This window comes from Ensifer sp. BR816, from assembly GCF_000378985.1.
Classification (GTDB): domain Bacteria; phylum Pseudomonadota; class Alphaproteobacteria; order Rhizobiales; family Rhizobiaceae; genus Sinorhizobium.
Map to the genome: position 1 here is coordinate 3,909,291 of NZ_KB905370.1, position 23,164 is coordinate 3,932,454.

Here is a 23,164-nt window from a genome sequence, read left to right on the forward strand (position 1 = left end):
CTATTCATGTCATCGCATGCTGAAAGTCCCGAACGCGTCACCGCGGCGGTGATCGGTCTCGGATCGATGGGCTTCGGAATGGCCCAGTCCATGAAGCGCGCCGGCCTCGATGTCGTCGGCTACGACATTACCGCAGCGGCCGTCGAACGCTTCGCCGCCGAGGGCGGCCGCGGCGCCGCTACGCTGCGGGAGGCCGCGGCCGATGCCGATATTGTCGTTTCGGTGGTCGTGAATGCCGCCCAGACCGAGGCCGTCCTGTTCGGCGCCGACGGCATCGCAGCGGCCATGAAGCCCGGCGCGGTCTTCGTCTCGTCGGCGACCATGGATCCGGCCATTGCACGCCGCCTGTCGGAGCAGCTCGAAGCGCTCGGCCTCCACTATCTCGATGCGCCGATTTCCGGCGGCGCCGCCCGCGCCGCGAAGGGCGAACTGACGATCATGGCGTCGGGCTCGCCGCAAGCCTTCGCCGCAGCCCGCCCGGCGCTCGACGCGATGGCCGCCAAGGTCTACGAACTCGGAGACGCGGCCGGAACCGGCGCGGCCTTCAAGATGATCAACCAGCTTCTTGCCGGCGTGCATATCGCCGCCGCCTGCGAGGCGATCACCTTTGCCGCCAAGCAGGGCCTCGATCTCGACAAGGTCTACGAGGTGATCACCGCCTCGGCCGGCAGTTCCTGGATGTTCGAGAACCGCGTCCCGCATGTGCTCGCCGGCGACTATACGCCGCTCAGCGCCATCGAGATCTTCGTCAAGGACCTCGGCATCGTCCAGGACATGGCGCGCGCCGAGCGCTATCCGGTGCCGCTGGTGGCGGCTTCCCTGCAGATGTACCTCGCCGCTTCCGGCGCCGGCATGGGGCGCGACGACGATTCCTCGCTCGCGCGGCTCTATGCCCAGCTTTCCGGCGCCAAGCTGCCCGGCATGGACAAGGGATAAGAGGACGATCGAGATGCCCGTTTTCGCCGCCAATCTGACGATGATGTTCAACGAGTGGTCGTTCCTCGACCGCTTCGACGCCGCCGCGGAAGCGGGTTTTACGGCCGTCGAATATCTCTTCCCCTACGAGGCGCCGCCGGAGGCGATCGCCGAACGGCTGACGCGCAACAAGCTCGAGCAGGCGCTCTTCAACCTGCCGCCGGGCGACTGGGCAGCAGGAGAGCGCGGTATCGCCGCCCTTCCCGGCCGCTTCGAGGAATTGAAATCCGACGTCGAGCGTGCCCTTGATTATGCGGCCGCAACCGGTGTGAAGCGCCTGCATCTGATGGCCGGTCTCGCCGATCCCTCCGACGCAGAGGCAGCAGACTGTTACCGGCGCGCCGTTTCCTGCGCCGCCGAGCGGCTGGCGGAGAAGGAAATCGACCTCCTGCTCGAGCCGATCAACGCCCGCAATATGCCCGGCTATTTCCTCAACGATTTCGGGGCCGCCGAGCGGCTGATCGCCGAGCTAGGCCTTGCCAACCTGAAGCTCCAGTTCGACATCTACCATCGCCAGATCATCCATGGCGACGTCACGATGGCGCTCCGGCGGCTCATGCCGATCACCGGCCACATCCAGATTGCCAGCGTGCCGTCGCGACACGAGCCGGACGGCGAAGAGCTGAATTATCCGTATCTCTTCGCCGAGATCGACCGGCTCGGCTACAGCGGCTTCGTCGGCTGCGAATACACCCCGCGCGGCGCAACGCTCGACGGCCTGGCCTGGTTCAAACCCTTTGCACGGAGCTGACCAATGACAATTTTGCTCGGATCGATTGCCGACGACTACACGGGCGCCTCCGACCTCGCCAACACCCTGACGAAGAACGGGCTCAGGACCGTGCAGACGGTCGGCATTCCCGATCCGGCACTCGCCCTGCCGGAGGTCGACGCGGTGGTCGTCTCGCTGAAGATCCGCTCCGTCGCCGCCGACGAGGCCGTCGCTGCGGCAGGCAAGGCGGACCGCTGGCTGCGCGACCGCGGCGCCGCCCACGTCCTCTACAAGATCTGCTCGACCTTCGATTCCACCGACCAGGGCAATATCGGCCCGGTGACGGAGGCCCTGAGCCGAGCCGCCGGTTGCGGTATCGTGCTCGTCACGCCGGCCTTTCCGGAAACCGGCCGGACGGTCTATCTCGGCCATCTTTTCGTCAATGGCCAGCCGCTCAGCGAAAGCCCGCTCAAGGATCACCCGCTCAATCCGATGCGTGACGCCAATCTGGTGCGCGTCATGGGCCGGCAGTCGCACGGCCACGTCGGTGTCGTCGATCTGGCGACGATCATGGCCGGCCCCGCCGCCGTAAGGGCCCGGCTCGACGCCCTGCGCGCCGAGGGGCTTTCCGCCGCCATTGCCGACGCAATCTCGGAGCGCGACCTCGAAACGCTCGGCGAGGTGGCGCTGCAGACGCCGGTATCGACCGGCGCCTCCGGCCTTGGGCTCGGCCTCGCCCGTGCCATCGTGCGCTCCGGTCGCGCTTCTTCGGCAGGCACCACGACGACGGACGCCGTGCGCCCCGTCGGCGGGCTTGCCGCCATTGTCGCCGGCAGCTGCTCGGCAGCAACGCTGCGGCAGCTCGATATTGCCGAACGCTCCATGCCGGTGCTGCGGCTCGACACCGAGAAGCTGCTCAGCGGATCCGACGAAATTGCCGCGGCGATCGCCTGGGCCGGCGAGCGGATTGCCGATGGGCCCGTGGCCATTGCCGCAAGCGCGTCACCCGAGGTCGTTTCACACCTGCAGTCTCAATACGGCCGGGAGGCGTCCGGTCACGCCATCGAAACCGCGACCGCAACCATCGCCAGCGAACTGGTGGCGCGCGGCGTCAAGCGCCTCGTCGTCGCTGGCGGCGAGACCTCCGGTGCGACGGTCGACAGGCTCGCCATCCCCGCCTTCCTGATCGGCCCCGAGATCGCTCCCGGCGTGCCGGTGCTTCGCACGGTCGGCAATGCTCAGGGCGACATGCTGCTGGCGCTGAAGTCCGGCAATTTCGGCGGCGACGATTTCTTCGCCGCGGCACTGGCGATGATGCGGTGAGAAAGCCCCTCCCCGACCCCTCCCCACGGGTGGGAGGGGCTTTGGCGCCCGCGGCAATCGCATGCCAATTTCAACGATCGGATCAGGCTGAAGTCTTCGAATGGACACGGAGGCGGTGCGGCAGGTCAGCCCCTCCCACCTTTGGGGAAGGATTGAGGAGGGGGGAAATCTGTACGCCTGCCACTTTCCATGTCGCGTCGTCCAGCCTCAATCCTTCGGCAGCTGGCGAACGGCCCACTCGCTTTTCGGGATTGCCTTGCCGATGGCGAAGCTGAAGGAGGCGACCGACGTCGTCTCCGGATTGACCTCGCATTTGAAGTCGACCGCATACCATTTCGATCGGCTGCGGAAGGCTCCGCCGCTAGCGTTGAGACCGGAAGCCGAAACCAAACCGCCAACGGGGCCGAAGGGCACAAGCATATCTGGAAAGGCATCCGGCCTCTGACGGCGTATCTGTTCGAGCGCCTCGATGGTACAAAGCTGCACGATGCGGCGCTTCGGCGGCAGCCTGCCGATCGCCTGTTTGACGCGCGGATCGGATAGCGCATCCTTGGAATAGAGTTGCTTCGCCTGAACGAGGGCGCTCACCTGCTGCTCCGATGCAGCCTCTGCGGGCTTTTGCGCGGCATCCGCCTTCGCTTCTTCCACCGCGGGCTTCTCCGCCGGTACAGGCGCGCTTTGAACCGCCGGCGCAGCATCGCCCGCCTCGTTCACCGCGTCCTCTGTATCGACGTGCAACTCGGCCAATGCTGCCGTCTTTGTCTCGGACGGCTTGGCGGCGCTCTCCGGCTTGGCGGAGGCGGGGCTGGCCTGCTCTGGGGCTGGTTGCGGCGTCTCCGGTTTACTCGGCGCTGCGGGCGGCAATTGCGGCTGGACCGGTTCTTTCTTGTCGGGCTCAGCCGAGGCGGATTCAAACACTTGCGGCTGCGATCGAGACGGCTGGACTTTTGCCTCGTTCGGCTTCTCTTGAGGTTTCTCCGTGCGCTTCGGCGGTGGAACGAGCTCGACATTGATGCTCTCGTCCTTCGCCGGCGCGGAATGCTCGGGCAGCCGGACCAGCAGCAGGAACGCCAGCGCCAGATGCAAGGCGATCGAGGTCGGAATGCCCCACCCGGTTTCTCCCCACATTGTTCTGGCCGTCTGCAGCATTGCTCAATGGATCACGGACTCGATCGCCTGAACCTAAGAGCTTGATGGCCCCGCAACAAGGGCACAGGCGACAATGTCCGCTACGCGTATTCGACCCGGTAGGGCGTGTCGAAGAAATGTTCCTCGAGGTTGCAGCCTTCGCCGCCGCGGTCGACGACGACGAAATCGGAGACGCCGTAGAGCGGCGTCAGAATGCCGTGCCAGACATTGCGGGCGATGTTGACGCCCTGGCCGGGCGCCGTCTCAAAGGCGATCGGTTCGCCCGGCCTGCCACCCTCATCCGGAGCGACCACGACAAGAAAGGCGTTCTCCGTCAGCGGCACGAAGGCCTGGCTGCCAAGCGGGTGGCGCTCCACCATCTTCAGCGGCACTGGAATTTCGTAGGGCTCGCCGCGCAGCAGGCTGATCAGGGCGCGCGCCTCCGGCCCGGTCGTTTCGACCGTTGCGAGATCGTGGTAGCGGATGCATTTGCCCGCGTTGATCGGGAAGCTTCTTGCCTCGTCGACTTCGATGACGTCGCCGAAGGGGGCGAACTCGGCCCGCGACAGGGGCCGGATCGGCAGGGATTTCATCGCATTTCCTCCCATCTGTTGTCGTTTGCTCCGGCCGCGCTCATTGGATCAGCATCGCCCGGAAGTCGTTGACGTTGGTGCCGGTTGGCCCCGGCTTGAAAAGGTCGCCGAGCGCATCGAAGGCCGACCAGCTGTCGTTGCACTGAAGCAGCGCCGCCGCATCGATCCGCTGCTTCAGCAGCCGGCCGATCGTCGTGTCGTCGGCAAAGGCGCCGGCATTGTCTTCCGAACCATCGATACCATCCGTGTCGGCAGCGAGCGCCGAAATGCCGCCAACGCCGTCGATGCCGAGGGCGAGCGACAGCAGGAACTCGCTGTTGCGGCCGCCCCTGCCGGCGCCGTTCACCGTCACGGTGGTTTCGCCGCCGGAAAGCACGACCACCGGCTTGCTGAAAGGTCGGCTTCGGGTCGCCACCTCGCGGGCGATCGCGGCATGGACGAGCCCGACATCGCGCGCTTCGCCCTCGATCGAATCCGAAAGAATGATCGCCTCGACGCCGGCAGCGCGCGCCTCCGCCGCAGCCGCCTCCAGCGAGACGCCGGCCGATGCGATCAGTCGAACTTCATTCCGACCGAAGCACGGATCGTCAGGTCTTGGCGCATCCGCCGCTTCGCTCGCCAGCCACGCGTGGACGCGTTCCGGCAGCGCCAGACGGTAGCGCTCGATGATCTTCAATGCATCAGCGCGCGTAGTCTCGTCGGCAATCGTCGGGCCGGAGGCGACCAATGCCGGATCGTCGCCGGGAATGTCGGAAACGACGAGCGACACGACACGTGCCGGATGGGCTGCGGCGGCCAGCCGCCCGCCCTTGATCATCGAGACATGCTTGCGTACGGCATTCATCGCCCGGATCGGCGCGCCCGAAGCGAGCAGCGCGCGGTTGACGGCGATCTCGTCCTCGAGCGAGAGCCCATGCGGCGGCGACGGCAGCAGCGCCGAACCGCCGCCGCAGATCAGCGCAATGACGAAGTCGTCCTCGGTGAGGCCGCTGACCTCGGAAAGCAGTCGTTTCGAGGCCCGTAGCCCGCTTTCGTCCGGCAAGGGATGCGAGGCTTCCAGAACGGCGATATGCCGGCAGGTAGCGCCGAAACCGTAGCGCGTCACGACGGCGCCGCTGAACGGCCCCTGCCACAGCGCCTCGAAGGCCTGCGCCATCTGTGCGGCACCCTTGCCGGCGCCGATGACGACGGTGCGGCCCTTCGGCGGTTCCGGCAGGTTGGCGGCGATGACACGCTCCGGATCGGCGGCAGCGACCGCCGAGTTGAACAACACTTCCAGGAATTGACGCGGATCGGCAATGGCGGCCATTTTTCCTCCCGTTGGCAAAGGCCCGGGCGGCGGCTCCTCCTTCCGCCGCCCGGATGCATGATTGCCGCAGTGGATGGGGACGCCCGCCCGGCCGATCATGCGCTTTTCTTAAAATCTCAGGCGACCTCGTGGTTCGCCATGCGCTCGAGCGCCCGGACCAGACCGGAATGGTCGAGCCCGCTGTCGCCATTGGCGGCGCAGTTGTTGAAGAGCTCCTGCGTCGCCGCCGTGTTCGGCAGCGAGATGCCAAGGCTCTTCGCCCCCTGCAGCGCCAGGTTCAGATCCTTCTGGTGCAGCGAGATCCGGAAGCCCGGCTCGAAGGTCCGCTTGATCATCCGATCGCCATGCACCTCGAGAATGCGCGAGGAGGCAAAGCCGCCCATCAGCGCCTCGCGGACGCGGGCCGGGTCGGCGCCCGCCTTCGAGGCGAAGACCAGCGCCTCGGAAACCGCCTCGATCGTCAGCGCGACGATGATCTGGTTGGCAACCTTGGTGACCTGCCCGTCGCCGCAATCGCCGACAAGGGTGATGTTCTTGCCCATCAGCTTGAAGAGCGGCAAGGCACGCTCGAAGGAGTCCGGCGCGCCGCCGGCCATGATGCTGAGCGTGGCATTCCTGGCACCGACCTCACCGCCGGAAACCGGCGCGTCGATGTATTCCGCCCCGGTTTCGCGGATCTTCCTGGCGAATTCCTTCGTCTCGATCGGCGAGATCGAGCTCATGTCGATGACCAGCTTGCCCTTGCCGAGACCGTAAGAAACGCCGTTCTCGCCGAAGAGGACATCCTTCACTTCCGGCGTATCCGGCAGCATCAGGATGATGGTGTCGACGGTCTCGGCGAGCGCCTTCGGCGTCTCGACGAACCGCAGGCCATGATCGAGCAGTTCCTGGCGCGGCGGGATGGCGAATTTCGAGGTGATGATGGTGTGGCCCGCATCCTGCAGGTGGCGCGCCATCGGCGTCCCCATGATGCCCAGTCCGATAAAGCCGATAGATGCCATTGTGCTTAGCTCCTGATCTTGATGATGTCTGCGGATTAGTTGCGCTTGCGCTCGGCTCCGAGCCAGCCGAGCCCCTCCGCCGTGGTCGCGCGCGGCTTGTACTCGCAACCGATCCAGCCCTCGTAACCGGCTGCTTCCAGCGCGTCGAAAACGAAGGGGTAGTTGATCTCGCCGGTACCCGGCTCGTTGCGGCCCGGATTGTCGGCGAGTTGGATATGGGCGATCCGGTCCGAATGGCGCTTATAGGCGCCGATCAGTTCGCCCTCGGTCCGCTGCTGGTGGTAGAGGTCGTACTGGATGAACAGGTTATCGCTGCCGACCTCTTCGATGATCGCGGCCGCCTGCCCCACCGTATTGAGATAAAAGCCGGGAATGTCGAAGCGGTTGATCGGCTCCATCAGGAGGCGGATGCCCTGCTTGCCGAGTTCGCTCGCCGCGAGCCTCAGATTGGCGACAAGGGTCGTGCGCAGCACGCTGTCCGGCACGCCGTCCGGCGCGATGCCGACGAGGCAATTGACCTGCTTGCAGTCCAGCGCCGTCGCGTAATCGATGGCGCTCGCAACACCCCGACGAAATTCGTCGATCCGGTCCGGCAGGATGGCAATGCCGCGTTCACCGCGCGCCCAGTCGCCGGCGGGAAGGTTGTGAAGAACCTGCGTCAGGCGGTGGCGATCGAGCGCGGCACGCAGGGCCATTTTCTCGAATTCGTAGGGAAACAGATATTCCACGCCTTCAAAACCGGCCTTGGCCGCAAGCGCAAAGCGGTCGAGGAACGGCGCCTCGTTGAACAGCATGGTCAGGTTTGCCGCAAATTTCGGCATGCGGTTACTCCTCTTGGAAGCTGAAGCGAATGGGGCGGGAAGGGCCTTCCTGATCCCGCTCTGGTGATTTTCAGTCGAGCAGGGCGGCGATCGCGGTCGGCGCATCCTCGCCGCGCTCGGCAAGTTCCTCGAACTCGACGACCGCGTTGATGTCGGCGCCCATGGCGATGTTCGTGACGCGCTCGAGGATGAATTCGATGACGACTGGCACCTGGTGTTCCTCCATCAGGGCCTGCGCCCGTTCGAAGGCATCGGCGAACTCATTGGGGCTCTTGACCCGGATCGCCTTGCAGCCGAGGCCCTCGGCAACGGCGACATGATCGACGCCGTAGCCCTTCTCCGCGTCGCCGCCGGCATTGATGTTGTCGAAGGCGAGGCTCACCTCGAAATCCATGTCGAAGCCGCGCTGGGCCTGGCGGATCAGACCGAGATAGGAGTTGTTGACGACGACATGCAGGTAGGGGAGCTTGTGCTGCGCCCCGACTGCGAGTTCTTCGATCAGGAACTGGAAGTCATAGTCGCCGGAAAGCGCGACGATCGGCCGGTTCGGATCCGCGGCGCGGACGCCGAGCGCTGCAGGGAGCGTCCAGCCGAGCGGCCCGGCCTGGCCGCAATTGATCCAGTTGCGCGGCCTGTAGACATGCAGGAACTGTGCGCCGGCGATCTGGCTCAAGCCGATGGTCGAGACGTAGCAGGTGTCGCGGCCGAAGGCTTTGTTCATCTCCTCGTAGACGCGCTGGGGTTTCAGGGGCGTCTGGTCGTAATGAGTCTTGCGTAGCATGGTGCTCTTGCGCTCGCGGCATTCCGCCGCCCAGGCCGACCAATCGCGCAACTTGCCGGCAGTCTTCCATTCGGTTGCGACGTCGAGGAAGAGTTTCAGCGCAGCGCCCGCATCCGAGACGATGCCGAAATCCGGCGCGAAGACGCGGCCGATCTGCGTCGGTTCGATATCGACATGGATGAACTTGCGCCCCTCCGTATAGGTCGGGACATTGCCGGTGTGGCGATTGGCCCAGCGGTTGCCGATGCCGAAGACGAAATCGGAGGCAAGCAACGTCGCATTGCCGTAGCGATGCGAGGTCTGCAGACCGCACATGCCGGCCATCAGCGGATGGTCGTCGGGAATCGTGCCCCAGCCCATCAGGGTCGGGATGACCGGAACGCCGGTGATCTCGGCAAATTCGGTGAGGAGGTCCGACGCATCCGCATTGATGATACCGCCGCCGGCGACGATGAGCGGCCGTTCCGCCGCGTTTAGCATGGCAAGCGCCTTTTCGGCCTGGGCGCGCGTTGCGGCCGGCTTGTAAGGCGCGAGCGGCTCATAGGTCTCCGGATCGAACTCGATCTCTGCAAGCTGGACGTCGACCGGCAGGTCGATCAGAACCGGACCGGGACGGCCCGAGCGCATCAGATGGAAGGCCTTCTGGAAGACGAAGGGAACGAGCGCCGGCTCCATGACCGTGACCGCCCACTTGGTGACCGGCGCGGCGATCTTGGCGATATCGACTGCCTGGAAATCCTCCTTGTCGAGGCGCGCCCGCGGCGCCTGCCCGGTGATGCAGAGGATCGGGATCGAATCGGCCGAGGCCGAGTAAAGGCCGGTGATCATATCTGTGCCGGCCGGCCCCGAGGTACCGATGCACACGCCGATATTGCCGTGCTTTGCCCGCGTGAAGCCCTCCGCCATGTGGGATGCGCCTTCGACGTGGCGGGCAAGAATATGGCGGATCGATCCACGCGCTCTGAGCGCCGAATAGAGCGGATTGATCGCCGCCCCCGGGACGCCGAACGCACAATCGATCCCCTCCTTTTCCAGAATATGAACCGCTGCATCGACAGCGCGCATCTTGGCCATGGGAACTCCTCCTGTTTAATGGAAACATAATCCATAATTCATTGTCGTCAACATAAAAATGGAATTAATTGCCATTATACGGAAATTAACGAAGCAGGACGATCGCAGGCGGCACTGGTCAAAACCGAATGGCGTCGCTATTGGCTATGAGAGAGACATGACGGGGTATTGGCGGTGGCTATCGTATCGGAGCAGACAAAAGGCAAACGCGGCCGGAAGGCGGGCGCCAACGCGACGCCCTCCTCGGTCCAGGTGCTCGACCGCAGCCTGGCACTGTTCAGCCTCGTGGCCGATCGCGATGGTTCGACATTGACCGACCTGGCAGACGAGACGGGGCTGGCGCCGTCGACGATCCATCGCCTGCTGACATCGCTTTCAAGCCACGGCATGGTCGCGCACGATCCCGACACCGGCGAGTGGACGATCGGCGTGAGGGCCTTCGAGATCGGCAACGCCTTCCTGCGCTTCCGCAAGCTCGGTACGATCAGCCGGCCCTACCTGAAGCGACTGATGGACGAGAGCGGAGAGACCGCCAATATCGGCATCGAGGACGATGGCGACGTCGTGTTCATCTCGCAGGTCGAAAGCCATGCACCGATGCGGGCCTTCTTCCGCCCCGGACGGCGGGGCCCGAGCCATGCCTCCGGGATCGGCAAGGCGATTCTTTCGACCTGGTCGGATACCGAGATCGCCAAGACGCTTGGCGGGAGGACCTTGACGCATTTCACCGACCGGACGCTCGACACGTTGCCGGCGCTGATCCGCGACATCCAGGAGATCCGCAATCGTGGCTGGTCGATCGACGATGAGGAACACACGCTCGGTATGCGCTGCATCGCCGCGCCGCTGTTCAACGAATATGGCGAGGCGATCGGCGGCATATCGATATCCGGACCGTCGGTCCGCATCGACGATAAAAAGCTCGACCCGCTTGGCTCGCTCGTACGCCGGACGGCGGACGAACTGACCCGCGCCATCGGTGGCCACCGTCCCGGGGAGGGGTGAGGCGCGGCTCATAACAATGAAACGATGAAATGATCTCTAGCCGAACATCGCCTCGGTCGCTTCCAGGAAGCTTGCGGCCACCGGGCCGGGGTTCGGCCGGCTGAGGACATGGACATCGGCTTCCGGGGCGGGATCCGCAAGCGGACGATAGACCACACCGGGACGCGAGAGATTTCTGATGCATTCTGGAACCAGCGCGACCCCGAGACCGGCGGAGACCAGGCTGGTCAGCGAATAGGATTCGACCACTTCGTTGGTGATGTTCGGCACGAAGCCTGCAGCGACGCAGCAGTCGTGCAGGTAGCGGGCGAAGCGGGAGTCTGCCAGCCGGAGAAAGACGAAGCTTTCCTGCTGCAGCGCGGCGAGCTCGACCGTTTGATGGCCGGCGAGCGGGTGATGAGCCGGCAATGCGACGCCAACCTTTTCGTGCCAGGCGACCCGGCCCACGAGTTCGGCATTGTAGCGCGGCCTGCGCACGAAGCTGAGGTCGGTGCGGTGCGAAAGCAGCGCCAGTTCCTGCGCCTGCGGGTCCATTTCATGGATGCGCACAAAGACACCCGGCCAGCGGTCCCGGAACCGCGCGATCAGCGTCGACAACTGGCCGAGGAGGACCGAGCCGGTCGTGCCGATATTGAGCATGCCCACCTGGCCGGATCCAATGGCGCGCGCCTGATGCGTAGCATGCTCCACCTGTCCGAGGATCATCCTCGCCTGTTCGAGAAAACTGGCGCCGGCCTCGGTGAGCTCGACATGTCGGCTCGAACGTTCGAAGAGTCGGGTACCGACCTCCTCCTCCAGATCCTTGATCTGCTGGCTCAAGGGCGGCTGCGAGATGTTCAAGTTCTTTGCCGCGACAGTAAAGCTCGTCGCCTCGGCGACGGCGATGAAATAGCGCAGATGCCGAAGCTCCATCGCGACCTCCACCTTCAACAGATCGATATGATATACGTCTTGATCAAGTCAAACAATATATTGGACATATCGCCTTGCTTTTGTTCCCATCACTATGGATGGCCGGGCGTCGCACGAGGAGGGTGCACGCCGTTAGAGACGGCCAATCCATGAGCGAGCGGCGGCAGCAGGCCGCGCGACGGCTTAGGCACAAAAAGCCATTGCCTCGTCGCAGCGCCGGGCTCACAGCGTTTCTGGGAGGAAGCAAATGTCCAGGTTTAGCAGGTCCTTGTTCGGACAAGTCATCATCGCACTCGTCCTTGGTATCCTTGTCGGCGTTTTCTGGCCGCAATTTGCCGCACAGCTGAAACCGCTGGGAGACGGCTTTATCAAATTGATCAAGATGGTGATTGCGCCTCTGGTCTTCGGCGTGGTCGTTCACGGCATCGTCGGCGCCGGAGACTTGAGAAAAGTCGGGCGGGTCGGCCTCAAGTCGCTCATCTATTTCGAGGCGGTAACGACGCTGGCGCTCGCGCTCGGGCTGATCGCAGCCTATGTCTTCGGCCCCGGCCATGGGATGAATGTCGATCCGACGACGCTCGATGCGAGTGCCTTGGGCGCCTACACCGAAAAGGTCTCGCAGGTCACCGGCACCGTCGACTTCCTGATGCGGATCATCCCCACGACAATCCTCGATGCTTTCGCCAAGGGCGACGTCTTGCAGGTGCTGCTGTTCGCCGTGCTGTTTGGATCGGGCCTTGCCCTCATCGGCGAGCGCGGCAAACAGGTTGCCGAAGTGATCGACCAGACGACGCAGGTGCTCTTCAAGGTGATCGGCTTCATCGTCCGGCTCGCTCCGATCGGCGTCTTCGGCGCCATCGCCTACACGGTCGGAAAATACGGCATCGGCTCGCTGCAGCAGCTCGGCTATCTGGTCGTTCTGCTCTATGCGACGATCATCCTCTTCGTTTTCGGCGTTCTCGGCCTGATCATGAAAATTGCCGGGTTCAGCATCTTCAAGTTCCTCCGGTATCTGCGCGAGGAGTTGATGATCGTCATGGCGACGGCTTCCTCGGACAGCGTTCTGCCGCAGGTCATGCGAAAGCTCGAACGGCTTGGAATCAAGGATTCGACGGTCGGTCTGGTCATCCCCACAGGCTATTCTTTCAACCTCGACGCTTTCTCGATCTATCTGACGCTCGCCGCCGTGTTCATCGCGCAGGCGACCAATACGCCGCTTGCACCCGGCGACCTGTTGCTGATCCTCGGCGTGGCGCTGCTGACCTCGAAGGGCGCCCACGGCATCCCCGGCTCCGCCATCGTCGTGCTGGCGGCGACGCTTTCCGCCATTCCGGTCATCCCGGCCATCGGCCTTGTGCTGGTCCTGTCTGTCGACTGGTTCGTCGGCATTGCCCGGGCGCTCGGAAACCTGATAGGCAATTGTGTGGCCGCCGTCGTCATCGCCGTTTGGGAGGGCGACATCGACCGCGAGCAGGCCCACCGGGTGCTGGATGGCGACCAGGCTGCAAGTCCCAGGCCCGCACCTGTATTCCAAACCTCTGCTGCCAGCGACGTGATCCCGACCTCCGCGATCGCGCATCCCGTCAACGGCCGCTAGGGCCGTTCCGGTTCGAACAGACACTTCAACAGGTAACGAAAAGATGCAAAGCAACTACTATTTCCCAGAAGGCGGGCATCCGCCGCAAACGAACCTGCTGACGGATCGGGCAGTGTTCACCGAAGCCTACGCGATCATTCCGAAGGGCGTGATGCGCGATATCGTCACCAGCTACCTGCCGCATTGGACGAACACCCGTCTCTGGGTCCTTTCGCGGCCGCTGTCCGGGTTCTCCGAGACGTTCTCGCAATACATCATGGAAGTCGGGCCTTCGGGCGGAAGCGATCGGCCCGAGGGCGACCCCCGCGCCGAAGCCGTGTTGTTCGTCGTCGACGGGGACTTCCGGCTGACGATCGGCGGTGAAGCCCATCGCATGCGGCCCGGCGGCTATGCCTTCATTCCGCCCGGCGCCGAATGGAGCCTGCACAATGACGGGTCCACGCCAACCCGATTCCACTGGTTCCGCAAGGCCTACGAAAAGGTCGATGGAATCCCCCTCCCCGAACCGATCGTCACCAACGAACGTGAAATCACCCCAACGCCGATGCCTGGCACGGAGGGCCGCTGGGCGACGACCCGCTTCGTCGATCCGTCCGACATGCGCCACGACATGCATGTGACGATCGTCACCTTCGAGCCCGGCGGCGTCATCCCCTTCATGGAGACCCATGTGATGGAACACGGGCTCTACGTTCTCGAGGGCAAGGCGGTCTACCGCCTCAACGCCGACTGGGTCGAGGTCGAGGCGGGCGACTATATGTGGCTCAGAGCCTTCTGCCCGCAGGCCTGCTATGCCGGCGGACCGGGCAAATTCCGTTACCTGCTCTACAAGGACGTCAACCGCCATATGACGCTCGGCACGCCAGGCCGATTCGCCTGATGGCTGGAGCTACCGAGCCGGAACGCTTCGTTCCGGCTCGCGTCAGCCGATATTGCGGGTTCGACGGATAGGCCATAGCTTGGTCGCATGGCGACGTCGAAGCTTGAGGCCTACCGCAAGAAGCGCGATTTTTCGAAGACGCCGGAGCCGGTCGGGCGCCCCGCCGGCGGCGGCAACCGTTTCGTCGTGCACAAACACCACGCGACAGCGGACCACTATGATCTGCGGCTTGAGGTTGGCGGCGTGCTGAAGAGCTGGGCGGTTCCCAAGGGGCCCTCGCTCAACCCGGCCGACAAGCGCCTGGCGGTGGAGACCGAAGACCATCCGATCGACTATATCGACTTCGAGGGCGTCATCCCTGAGGGCCAATATGGCGCCGGCCCGATGATCGTCTGGGACACCGGCGTCTGGGCTCCGATGGACGACCTCGAGACAAGCCTGCGGACCGGTGCCTTCAAGTTTCGCCTGGCCGGCGAAAAGCTCAACGGCGGCTGGATGCTGACGCGGCTGAAGCCGAGGCCGGGCGAAGAAGACCACCGCCACTGGCTCCTCTTCAAGGAGCGCGATCCCGCCGCCGATCCTTCGACAGACATTCTCGCCGCACGGCCGGAGAGCGTCAAATCCGGGCGGCGGATCGAGGAACTGGTCGAAAAGCCGAAACCTGCGGCGAAGCCGGTCAAGCTCAACCCCGCCGCGCTTCCCGGCGCAGCGAAGGCGCCGATGCCGACGCGCATCGAACCGCAACTCGCGATGCCATCCACCGCACCGCCTGGCGGTGCCGCCGGACGCGAGGTCTGGCTGCACGAGATCAAGTTCGACGGCTACCGCACGATGGCGCATTTATCCGGCGGCGAGGTGCGCCTCATCACGCGCGGCGGCCTCGACTGGACGAGGCGCTACGGCGATCTGCCCGAGGCGTTTCGCCGGCTGCCATGCCGCGAGGCCGTGATCGACGGCGAGATCGTCGTGTTGGACGACGAAGGTATCAGCCGTTTCGCGCTCCTTCAGGAGGCGCTTTCCGCCGGCGCCGGCAACAGGCTGGTGTTCTATGCTTTCGATCTTCTGCATCTCGACGGCTGGAACCTCGCCGCCGCCCCGCTCGAGAAGCGCAAGGTTCTGCTCGGGCAGGTGCTCGGGGCGCAATTGTCGAGCCGCTCCGCCATCCAGTTGAGCGACCACGTCGTCGGCGACGGGCGCGCCTTTTACCAGCAAGCCTCGGAACTGGGGCTCGAGGGCGTCATTTCCAAACGCGCCTCGGCGCCCTATCAGAGCGGCCGTTCCAAGACCTGGACCAAGACCAAGGCGCTGAAGGCGGAAGATTTCGTCATCGCCGGCTATACCATGTCCGAAGCCGCCGAAGGCCTTGCCGCGCTCGCGCTCGGCGAATGGATCGATGGCGAACTGCAGTATCGCGGCAAGGTCGGAACCGGCTTTGACGCCGAAACGCTGAAACAATTGCTGGCGCGGCTGGAACCGCTGAGGGGGGGTGCGGCGAAGCTCGAGGGTGCGCCGAAGGAGATCATCTGGGTCCGGCCGGTACTGCGGGCGCGTATTCACTACGGGAATCGAACAGCCGACAATATTCTCCGTCATGCGGTGTTCCAGGGGCTCCGTGACGTCGACCTCTCGACGCCCGTTTCGCCGCGGCAAAAGCGGCTGATCTCCGACGCCGACCTTGCCAGCATCTCCATCACCAATCCGACGCGCCGTCTGTTCGGCAAGTCCGGACCCACAAAGCTCGATCTTGCTCTCTATTACGCCATGGTCGGCGATTTCATGCTGCCGCACATCCTCGGCCGCCCGGTCTCGCTCGTCCGCTGCCCGACGGGCAAATTCGCGGATTGCTTCTTCCAGCGGCACCCCTTTACCGGCATGCCGCCCTCGGTGGCCGGCTTTCAGTCCACCAATTCCGAAGGCGAGACCAAGACCTATCTCTCGGTCGAGGACGCCAAGGGATATCTGGCGCTGGCGCAATTCGGTGTCGTCGAATTCCATTCCTGGGGGTCGACGCGAAAGCGTCTCGACAAGCCCGACCGAGTCGTCTTCGACCTCGATCCCGGCGAGGGCGTCGGCTGGCGCGAAATCGTCGAGGCGGCGGTCCACATCAGGGCCGAGCTCGAGACGCTCGGCCTCGTCCCCTTTGTCAAGACGTCCGGCGGCAAGGGCGTTCACGTCGTCGTGCCGGTCAGCGCGAAGCTCGACTGGAAGAAGACCCATCGGGCAACCAGCGGCATCGCCGCGCGGCTGGCGGCGACCGCACCCGAGCGCTTCACCACCAGCATGGGCAAGGACAAGCGCGTGAAGCGCATCTTCATCGACTTCCACCGCAATGCCCGCGGGCATACCGCGGCTGCGCCCTATTCGCTTCGCGCCCGCACCAACCTGCCGGCCTCCACGCCCTTGAGCTGGGCCGATCTCGAGACTATCGACGCTCCCGAGGATTTAAATTATTCTTCTCTACCGGGCCTTTTGGCCACGTCCGGCGATCCCTGGGCCGATATCGACGACTGTGCGAGGGATTTGCCTATGCTTTCCAATGCGGAGAAGTAACCGGGTAGACCGCGCAGGAGACGAATATGGCACCCAGGGCAAGTTGGAAGGGTTACCTGAGGCTGAGCCTCGTGAGCTGTCCCGTACGGCTCTATCCCGCCACGACGACGAGCGAACGCATCACCTTCAATCAGTTGCACAAGGATACGCACAACCGGATCAACATGAAGCCGGTCGATCCGGAGCTCGGCCTGGTCGAGCGATCCGACCTGGTGAAGGGCTATGAATACGAGGACAAGAAATACATCGTCATCGACGAGGCCGACCTCGACAGCGTCAAGATCGAATCCAACCATACGATGAACATCGAGGCCTTCGTCGAAGAAGGCTCAGTCGACGTGATCTATCAGGACGCCCCCTATTATCTCGCGCCGGACGGGGCGATGGCCGAGGAGACCTTCATCGTCTTGCGGGAGGCCCTGCGCCGGAGCGGCAAACTCGCCATCGCGCGTCTCGTGCTTTCGAGCCGCGAACGCGTGATCGCCATCGGGCCCCGGGAGACCGGCATGTTCGTCTGCACGCTCAGGAACCCCAACGAAGTGCGCGGCACCGCCGAATATTTCGGCAACATCCCGGTCGGCAGTCCCGAGCCGGAAATGCTGCAGCTCGCCGAGGCGCTCATCAAGCAAAAGACCACGACCTTCGATCCGAAGAACTACGAGGATCGCTACGAGATCGCCCTCATGCAGATGATCCGCGAGAAGCTCAAGGGCCACAAGCCGATCATCGCGGCGCCGCCGGATCGCGGCAATGTCATCAACCTCATGGATGCGTTGAAGGCGAGCCTGTCGCAAGCGAAGCCGCCGGCCAAGAGCAAGAGCAAGGCTGAGCCGGCTGCAAAACCCGCTGCGAAGGGCGCTGCAGCCAAGCCCGCCGCAGGAAAGAAGACGACCGCACAGAAGAAGGCCTGATGGGGGTCGCCGGCAAGACATTCGGTATCGTGGGGGCGCTCGCCGCCTTTCCGCGGCGGCTGATCGCACGGGAGGTCGAGCGCCAGGGCGGACATCTCCGGCGCGGCGTCACCCGGCAAACCACGCATGTGGTCTTCGGCCGCGGCATGCTCCTGAAGGCGACCGACGCGGAGATCGAGACGCGTTTCGAGCGCGGGGCCGGCAACGGCCGGGACCTTCTCAGCGAGAACGGCTTCCTGCGGTTGCTGGGCCTGGCGACGGCGCCGGAGACATCGGCGCTGCCGCGCCAATCGCTGATCGACCAGGCGAAGATCGCGCCGCGCCTCTTCGACCTGCTGTCGCTTTTCGACGCTTTCGAACATGACAAGGAGCCCTATTCGTTCCGCGACGTGATCCTCGCCCGCAAATATGCGGGACTGATCGCAAGCGGCGCCGGCTGGGGAACGATCGCTCGCTCCGTCCAGCGCTCCAGCCACGCTTCGCTGACGGCGCTGTCGCTTCATCATGAAGGCTCGAAGACGATCTACGCGCGACGTATCGAAGGCTTGAGCGAGCTCGACGGACAATTGCTGCTCGATCTCGGGGCGGTCGAGGAAGCAGAGCTCGAAGAGCTCTTTGCGCAAGCGGAAGAGGCCGAAGAAGACGGCGAATACGAGGACGCCGCCGCGATCTACCAGCGCTACCTCGCTATCGATCGCACCGACTCAGTCGCCGCCTTCAACCGTGCCAATTGCCTTCGGGCCGCGGGGCACGAACTCGACGCCGCGCATGATTATGCGCGCGCGCTCAAGCTCGACCCTTCCTTTGCCGAGGCCTGGTTCAACCTCGCCGGGCTGATGAGCGAGCGCGGCCGCATCGACACCGCCCGCCGACATCTTCAGAAGGCGATCGACACCGATGGCGACTATGCCGACGCGATCTTCAACCTGGCAAAGCTCGAATTCGATGCCGGCGACCTCGGAGAGGCGCGCCGCTGGTGGAAGCGTTACCTCGAACTCGACAAGGATTCCGAATGGGCGCGGACCGCAGAACGCGGCGTGCAGTTCGTGAATCTGCAGCTTCTCCCGACGACGCGCGCGTGATCACGGTGCGGCGCTGTGGCGCTTTGGTTTGCCGCGTGATCTTATCCTGAGATCGCTCCGATTACGGAATCATCCAAAGGACGGCTGACTGAAATGGTCGAAAAATTCCTGTTCGACGGACCGGAGGACGCGCCGGCCACCATTCTTCTCGCGCATGGCGCCGGCGCGCCGATGGATTCTGCCTCGATGACGGCAACGGCCAGCGCGCTCGCCGAGGCAGGCTTTCGGGTGGCCCGCTTCGAGTTCGGCTATATGGCGGCGCGGCGCACGGGTGCGCGCAAGCCGCCACCGCGCGCCGAGACACTCAATCCGGAATACCGGGCGGCCGTCGCGGAACTCGGCGCGAAGGGGCCGCTTATCATCGGCGGCAAGTCGATGGGCGGGCGCGTCGCCAGCATGATCGCCGACGAGTTGCATGCCGGCGGAAGGATCGCCGGACTGCTTTGCCTCGGCTATCCCTTCCACCCGCCGGCCAAACCCGAACAGCTTCGCACCAGGCATCTCGCCGGCCTTCGGACGCCGACACTGATCTGCCAGGGAACCCGCGACGAGTTCGGCACACGCGACGAGGTTGCGGGATACACGCTGTCCGACCGGATCGAGATCCTCTGGCTGGAAGACGGCGACCACGACCTCAAGCCGCGCAAGAGCGTCTCCGGCTTTGCGGCCGCCGATCACCTGAAGACGCTGGCCGAAACCGTGAAACGATGGGTCGACGGTCTGGGCCGATGAGCCAAGCATGAAGATCGCCACCTACAACATCAACGGCGTGAACAAACGGCTCGACAGCCTCCTGGCCTGGCTCACGGCGGCCGAGCCGGATGTCGTCTGCCTCCAGGAATTGAAAGCGACCGACGCCCAGTTTCCGCAGCCGGCGATCGAGGCGGCGGGCTATGGCGCCGTCTGGCGCGGACAGGCGGCCTGGAACGGCGTCGCGATTCTGGCCCGCGGCAACGAGCCGGTCCTGACGCGCACGGAACTGCCCGGCGACCCCTCTGACACGCAGAGCCGGTACATCGAAGCGGCCGTCAACGGGATTCTGATCGCCGCACTCTACGCTCCCAACGGCAATCCCCGGCCCGGGCCGAAATTCGATTATAAGCTCGCCTGGCACGAGCGTCTTGCGCTGCACGCCGCCGGGCTGTTCGAGACCGGGCTGCCGGTGGTGCTCGCCGGCGACTACAACGTCGTTCCGGAGCCGCGCGACATCTATCCGACCCGCTCCTATGACGACAATGCCCTCGTCCAGCCGGAAAGCCGCGCCGCCTTCCGGCAACTGCTCGACCAAGGCTGGCTCGATGCGCTGCGCAAGATTTATCCGGAGGAACAGCTCTTCACCTTTTGGGACTATCGGCGCAATCGCTGGCAGCGCAATGCCGGCCTGCGGCTGGACCATATTCTGCTCAGCCAAAAGCTCAGACGCCGGCTGACGGGCGCCGGCATCGACCGGAACGTCCGCGGGTGGGAAAATGCCAGCGATCACGCGCCGGTGTGGATCACCTTGAGAGACTAGCCGGAACGGAACGGGCAGAATTCGGGTCTGGCGATCCTCCGTCAATCGTGCACCATTACCGTCTGGAAAAGGGAGGCGAGCGATGACAAAGGCGAATGTGGGTTTCATCGGGCTCGGGCTCATGGGCCAGGGCATGGCGGCAAACATCCTGAAGAAGGGCTGGCCGCTCTCGGTCATGGCGCACCGCAACCGCGCGCCGGTGGAAGCGCTGGTCGCAAACGGCGCCAAGGAGGTGCGAACGCCGCGCGAGATGGCCGAGCAATGTGACATTGTCGTGCTCTGCGTAACCGGGTCGCCCGAAGTGCTTGCCGTCGTCGATGGAACGGACGGCATTGCCGCCGCCGGCAAGCCGCTGACCATCGTCGACTGCTCGACCTCCGATCCATCGGTGACGACGAAGCTCGCCCAGGATCTCGCCCGCAAGGGCATTACGCTCATCGACGCGCCGCTCAGCCGCACCCCGGCGGATGCGGCCGCCGGCACGCTCGATGTTATGGTCGGCGGGACAGAGGATGACGTCCGCCGCGTCTGGCCGGTGCTCGAATGTTTCGCCGGCCGCATCGTCCACACCGGCCCGACCGGGACCGGGCACACCATGAAGCTGCTCAACAACTTCCTGTCGATGGGCTATGCGGCCCTCTATTCCGAGGCGCTGATGCTCGGGCAGAAGGCCGGCCTCACATCGGAGATCTTCGACAGTGTCGTCCGTGGCGGCCGCATGGACTGCCCCTTTTACCAGACCTTCTTCCGCTGGGTGCTGGAGCGCGATCCGAATGCCCACAAGTTCGCGATCCGCAACGGCTTCAAGGATATGAGCTACCTCGCCGCCTTCGCCAATGCCGCCGGCGTCGCCAATCCGATCGGCGCGGCGGTCAGGAACGCCTTCGCACAGGCCGTCGGGGCCGGACGCGGCGAGGACTACGTGCCGATGCTGTCGGATTTCATCGCCGAGGCAAACGGGGTCAAGTGAACGGCGGCGAGGCGGGCGGCGCGCTGGGACCTGCCTTGGATCAATGCGGAAGATCGGCAGCCGCCGTGGATTCGGCTTTGTCGCGCATCATAAAGACGGCAATCAGGAAAGCCTGCGTCAGCACCAGCGCGTAGGCGGCGAGAATGACGGCGCACGAGACGACAAAATTCAGCTGCGGCGCAGCACCGAGCACGACGGGCACGCTCCACGATACGGCGGAGACGACACCGCAGCCGATCAGCGCCACCTTCGTCCTCCGTCTCAGCCCCGCGAGAAGTTGAGTTCCAATCCGACGACGAAGGAACGGCAGGACCAGTCGGTGAATGGCAAGGCCATTGATCGACAAGATGGCGACGATGGTGATCTTGGCCCAGATTTTCGGGTTCATCAGTTTCTCCGGTTCGCTCACCTGATAGAGCAGGAGAAAGCCGACGCCGGAGGTCCACAGCAACATCAGTCCCACGGCGACAAACCGGCTTACCCATTCGATGTTGCCGACGAGGTCTCCGGTCATGGTCATTCGACGATACCGCGCCAGCAGCAGATCAAGAAAGACGGCCCCGCCAAATCCGACGATCAGGCCGGCGAAATGGAGGAGCCTCAGGAAGGTTCGGGCATAGGACAATATTGTCGACGGCTGCACTGGCACGAAGGACAAGAAAGCATCCAGACCGTTCAACTCAACCTCCCGAAAAAGCACGCACAAACACACACGCGCATCTGAACGAGGGCATGCCAATCAGCACCACCGACTTGCATTGGACATTCAAAGTGGAACGCCTCGAAGCGATTCCGACGGCGCGCGGGCTCTTCTACTTAAAGGTGAGCGCCGTCAACTATGAAAAATGGCTAATTAAGCGCTTCGACAACTGTGCCGTGACAGAATTCCATCATCGCCGAAATGCATTCTTGCAGGAATGCAATGCATCCGCCCGCATGCGGCTTTGACTGCCGGGTGTCGAATAGTGAAAGTGATCGCCAATCGAAAATGGAATAAACGTTCCGAACTGTTGCGGTGATTATTCCAAACATTCCTGGAGGACCTGCCCATGACCGCCCTTCCCTTCGCCCTCAACCACATGGCTGCGCCGGGCCTGCGGCTCGATGCCTTCTTCGCGCTGGCGAAGTCGCTCGGCATTTCTGCCGTCGAAATTCGCAACGATCTTTCCGGCAATGCCATTCTCGACGGCACGACACCCTCGGAGGTGAATGCGCTTGCGGAAAAAGACGGGCTGACGATCATTTCGATCAACGCGCTGCAGCGCTTCAACGAATGGAACGAGGCACGTGAGGCGGAGGCGCGCGAGCTTATTTCCTATGCCCGCGATTGCGGCGCCGAGGCGCTGGTGCTGGTGCCGGTCAATGACGGCAGCGGCCAGAAGGACGGCGAGCGCCAGGCGAACCTTCGCGTAGCCCTCAAAGCGCTGAAGCCGCTGCTCGATACGGCTGGTGTCATCGGACTTGTCGAGCCGCTGGGCTTCGAAATCTGCTCGTTGCGCTCCAAGACCGAGGCCGCCGGGGCGATTCGGGAGATCGGCGGCGAGACCTTCCGTCTCGTCCACGACACCTTCCACCATTATCTCGCCGGCGAGGACGCTTTCTTCCCGGAACTGACCGGCCTCGTCCACATTTCGGGCATCAGCGACGAGGCCGTTGCGGTCTCCGAAATGCGCGATCCGCACCGGATTCTGGTCGATGCGGCAGACCGTCTGGACAATGCGGGGCAGATCCGCCGGCTGCGCGCCGAAGGCTACAAAGGTCCCTTCTCATTCGAGCCCTTCGCGCCTTCCGTCCATGCATTGAGCGAGCCTGCCAAGGCCGTTCGCGAGAGCATGGATTACCTGCAGTCCCGCGCCTGATCGCTTGACGCGCCGACAGCGCGGAAAACCGCCCGGGCGCCGCAAGACGCACTTGACGGCGTCCGGATAAAATGGAATACATATTCCGTAATGACAAACCACTGGTTTGTTTGTTCCGTTTTCATCGGGAGCGCAGCGGGAGTGCTGCTTCCGAGCAGAAATGAGCTC

Annotated in this window: 22 protein-coding genes; 14 read left to right on the forward strand and 8 right to left on the reverse strand. The window is 64.1% G+C overall.

The window, feature by feature from the left end:
* Positions 1-6: 6 nt before the first annotated feature.
* Genes ltnD through otnK form a run of 3 tightly spaced genes read left to right on the forward strand, consistent with a single transcriptional unit; the run spans position 7 to position 3,010 of the window.
* Positions 7-936, forward strand: a complete 930-nt coding sequence (gene ltnD, locus RHIBR816_RS0118800; RefSeq protein ID WP_018238128.1) for an L-threonate dehydrogenase — start codon at positions 7-9, stop codon at positions 934-936.
* Positions 937-949: 13 nt separating this feature from the next.
* Complete coding sequence (gene otnI / locus RHIBR816_RS0118805) at positions 950-1,726, forward strand: 2-oxo-tetronate isomerase (RefSeq protein WP_018238129.1); 777 nt, start codon at positions 950-952, stop codon at positions 1,724-1,726.
* Between the two features lie 3 nt (positions 1,727-1,729).
* Positions 1,730-3,010, forward strand: a complete 1,281-nt coding sequence (gene otnK / locus RHIBR816_RS0118810) for a 3-oxo-tetronate kinase (protein WP_018238130.1) — start codon at positions 1,730-1,732, stop codon at positions 3,008-3,010.
* A 207-nt stretch (positions 3,011-3,217) separates the two neighbouring features.
* Here the strand turns inward: otnK and RHIBR816_RS0118815 are convergent, their stop codons facing one another.
* From RHIBR816_RS0118815 to gcl, 6 genes are all read right to left on the reverse strand, one after another.
* Complete coding sequence (locus tag RHIBR816_RS0118815) at positions 3,218-4,159, reverse strand: DUF930 domain-containing protein (protein WP_018238131.1); 942 nt, start codon at positions 4,157-4,159, stop codon at positions 3,218-3,220.
* Between the two features lie 80 nt (positions 4,160-4,239).
* Positions 4,240-4,731 (reverse strand): ureidoglycolate lyase, encoded by a 492-nt coding sequence (locus RHIBR816_RS0118820; RefSeq protein ID WP_018238132.1) that lies wholly within the window; start codon positions 4,729-4,731, stop codon positions 4,240-4,242.
* A gap of 40 nt (positions 4,732-4,771) precedes the next feature.
* Positions 4,772-6,040 (reverse strand): glycerate kinase, encoded by a 1,269-nt coding sequence (locus RHIBR816_RS0118825; protein ID WP_018238133.1) that lies wholly within the window; start codon positions 6,038-6,040, stop codon positions 4,772-4,774.
* A gap of 116 nt (positions 6,041-6,156) precedes the next feature.
* Complete coding sequence (gene glxR, locus RHIBR816_RS0118830) at positions 6,157-7,041, reverse strand: 2-hydroxy-3-oxopropionate reductase (RefSeq protein ID WP_018238134.1); 885 nt, start codon at positions 7,039-7,041, stop codon at positions 6,157-6,159.
* Between the two features lie 35 nt (positions 7,042-7,076).
* Complete coding sequence (gene hyi / locus RHIBR816_RS0118835) at positions 7,077-7,862, reverse strand: hydroxypyruvate isomerase (protein WP_018238135.1); 786 nt, start codon at positions 7,860-7,862, stop codon at positions 7,077-7,079.
* A gap of 70 nt (positions 7,863-7,932) precedes the next feature.
* Positions 7,933-9,717, reverse strand: coding sequence for a glyoxylate carboligase (gene gcl, locus RHIBR816_RS0118840; RefSeq protein ID WP_018238136.1), 1,785 nt, complete (start codon positions 9,715-9,717; stop codon positions 7,933-7,935).
* Between the two features lie 174 nt (positions 9,718-9,891).
* On the opposite strand from gcl, the gene RHIBR816_RS0118845 reads away from it, so the two are divergent.
* The gene (locus tag RHIBR816_RS0118845) at positions 9,892-10,722 is read left to right on the forward strand and encodes an IclR family transcriptional regulator (protein ID WP_052522737.1); all 831 of its coding nucleotides are present in this window, start codon (positions 9,892-9,894) and stop codon (positions 10,720-10,722) included.
* Between the two features lie 36 nt (positions 10,723-10,758).
* Here the strand turns inward: RHIBR816_RS0118845 and RHIBR816_RS0118850 are convergent, their stop codons facing one another.
* Positions 10,759-11,634, reverse strand: coding sequence for a LysR family transcriptional regulator (locus RHIBR816_RS0118850; RefSeq protein ID WP_018238138.1), 876 nt, complete (start codon positions 11,632-11,634; stop codon positions 10,759-10,761).
* A 247-nt stretch (positions 11,635-11,881) separates the two neighbouring features.
* Between RHIBR816_RS0118850 and RHIBR816_RS0118855 the strand changes: the two genes are divergently transcribed.
* The 8 genes from RHIBR816_RS0118855 to RHIBR816_RS0118890 all read left to right on the forward strand — a co-directional run bounded on the left by RHIBR816_RS0118855 (position 11,882) and on the right by RHIBR816_RS0118890 (position 21,137).
* On the forward strand, positions 11,882-13,231 hold the full coding sequence (locus tag RHIBR816_RS0118855; protein ID WP_026187185.1) for a C4-dicarboxylate transporter DctA: 1,350 nt from the start codon (positions 11,882-11,884) through the stop codon (positions 13,229-13,231).
* A 43-nt stretch (positions 13,232-13,274) separates the two neighbouring features.
* Positions 13,275-14,111, forward strand: a complete 837-nt coding sequence (locus tag RHIBR816_RS0118860; RefSeq protein ID WP_018238140.1) for a bifunctional allantoicase/(S)-ureidoglycine aminohydrolase — start codon at positions 13,275-13,277, stop codon at positions 14,109-14,111.
* Between the two features lie 87 nt (positions 14,112-14,198).
* Positions 14,199-16,661 carry a DNA ligase D gene (ligD, locus tag RHIBR816_RS0118865; RefSeq protein ID WP_018238141.1) on the forward strand — a complete coding sequence of 821 codons (2,463 nt, stop codon included), beginning with the start codon at positions 14,199-14,201 and terminating at the stop codon, positions 16,659-16,661.
* 26 nt (positions 16,662-16,687) lie between these two features.
* Positions 16,688-17,572 (forward strand): Ku protein, encoded by an 885-nt coding sequence (locus RHIBR816_RS0118870; protein ID WP_018238142.1) that lies wholly within the window; start codon positions 16,688-16,690, stop codon positions 17,570-17,572.
* Entirely contained in the window at positions 17,572-18,654 is a 1,083-nt protein-coding gene (locus RHIBR816_RS0118875; protein WP_018238143.1) for a tetratricopeptide repeat protein, read from the forward strand. The genes RHIBR816_RS0118870 and RHIBR816_RS0118875 overlap by 1 nt, the downstream gene beginning before the upstream one ends.
* A gap of 93 nt (positions 18,655-18,747) precedes the next feature.
* On the forward strand, positions 18,748-19,386 hold the full coding sequence (locus RHIBR816_RS0118880; protein WP_018238144.1) for an alpha/beta fold hydrolase: 639 nt from the start codon (positions 18,748-18,750) through the stop codon (positions 19,384-19,386).
* Between the two features lie 7 nt (positions 19,387-19,393).
* Complete coding sequence (gene xth, locus RHIBR816_RS0118885; RefSeq protein ID WP_018238145.1) at positions 19,394-20,167, forward strand: exodeoxyribonuclease III; 774 nt, start codon at positions 19,394-19,396, stop codon at positions 20,165-20,167.
* Positions 20,168-20,249: 82 nt separating this feature from the next.
* A complete protein-coding gene (locus RHIBR816_RS0118890; protein ID WP_018238146.1) occupies positions 20,250-21,137 on the forward strand; it encodes an NAD(P)-dependent oxidoreductase in 888 nt (295 codons plus the stop codon).
* 40 nt (positions 21,138-21,177) lie between these two features.
* Here the strand turns inward: RHIBR816_RS0118890 and RHIBR816_RS34410 are convergent, their stop codons facing one another.
* Positions 21,178-21,816, reverse strand: coding sequence for a hypothetical protein (locus RHIBR816_RS34410; protein ID WP_018238147.1), 639 nt, complete (start codon positions 21,814-21,816; stop codon positions 21,178-21,180).
* 53 nt (positions 21,817-21,869) lie between these two features.
* Between RHIBR816_RS34410 and RHIBR816_RS0118900 the strand changes: the two genes are divergently transcribed.
* On the forward strand, positions 21,870-22,085 hold the full coding sequence (locus tag RHIBR816_RS0118900; RefSeq protein ID WP_018238148.1) for a hypothetical protein: 216 nt from the start codon (positions 21,870-21,872) through the stop codon (positions 22,083-22,085).
* A gap of 101 nt (positions 22,086-22,186) precedes the next feature.
* A complete protein-coding gene (locus RHIBR816_RS0118905) occupies positions 22,187-22,996 on the forward strand; it encodes a TIM barrel protein (protein WP_018238149.1) in 810 nt (269 codons plus the stop codon).
* Positions 22,997-23,164 lie beyond the last annotated feature (168 nt).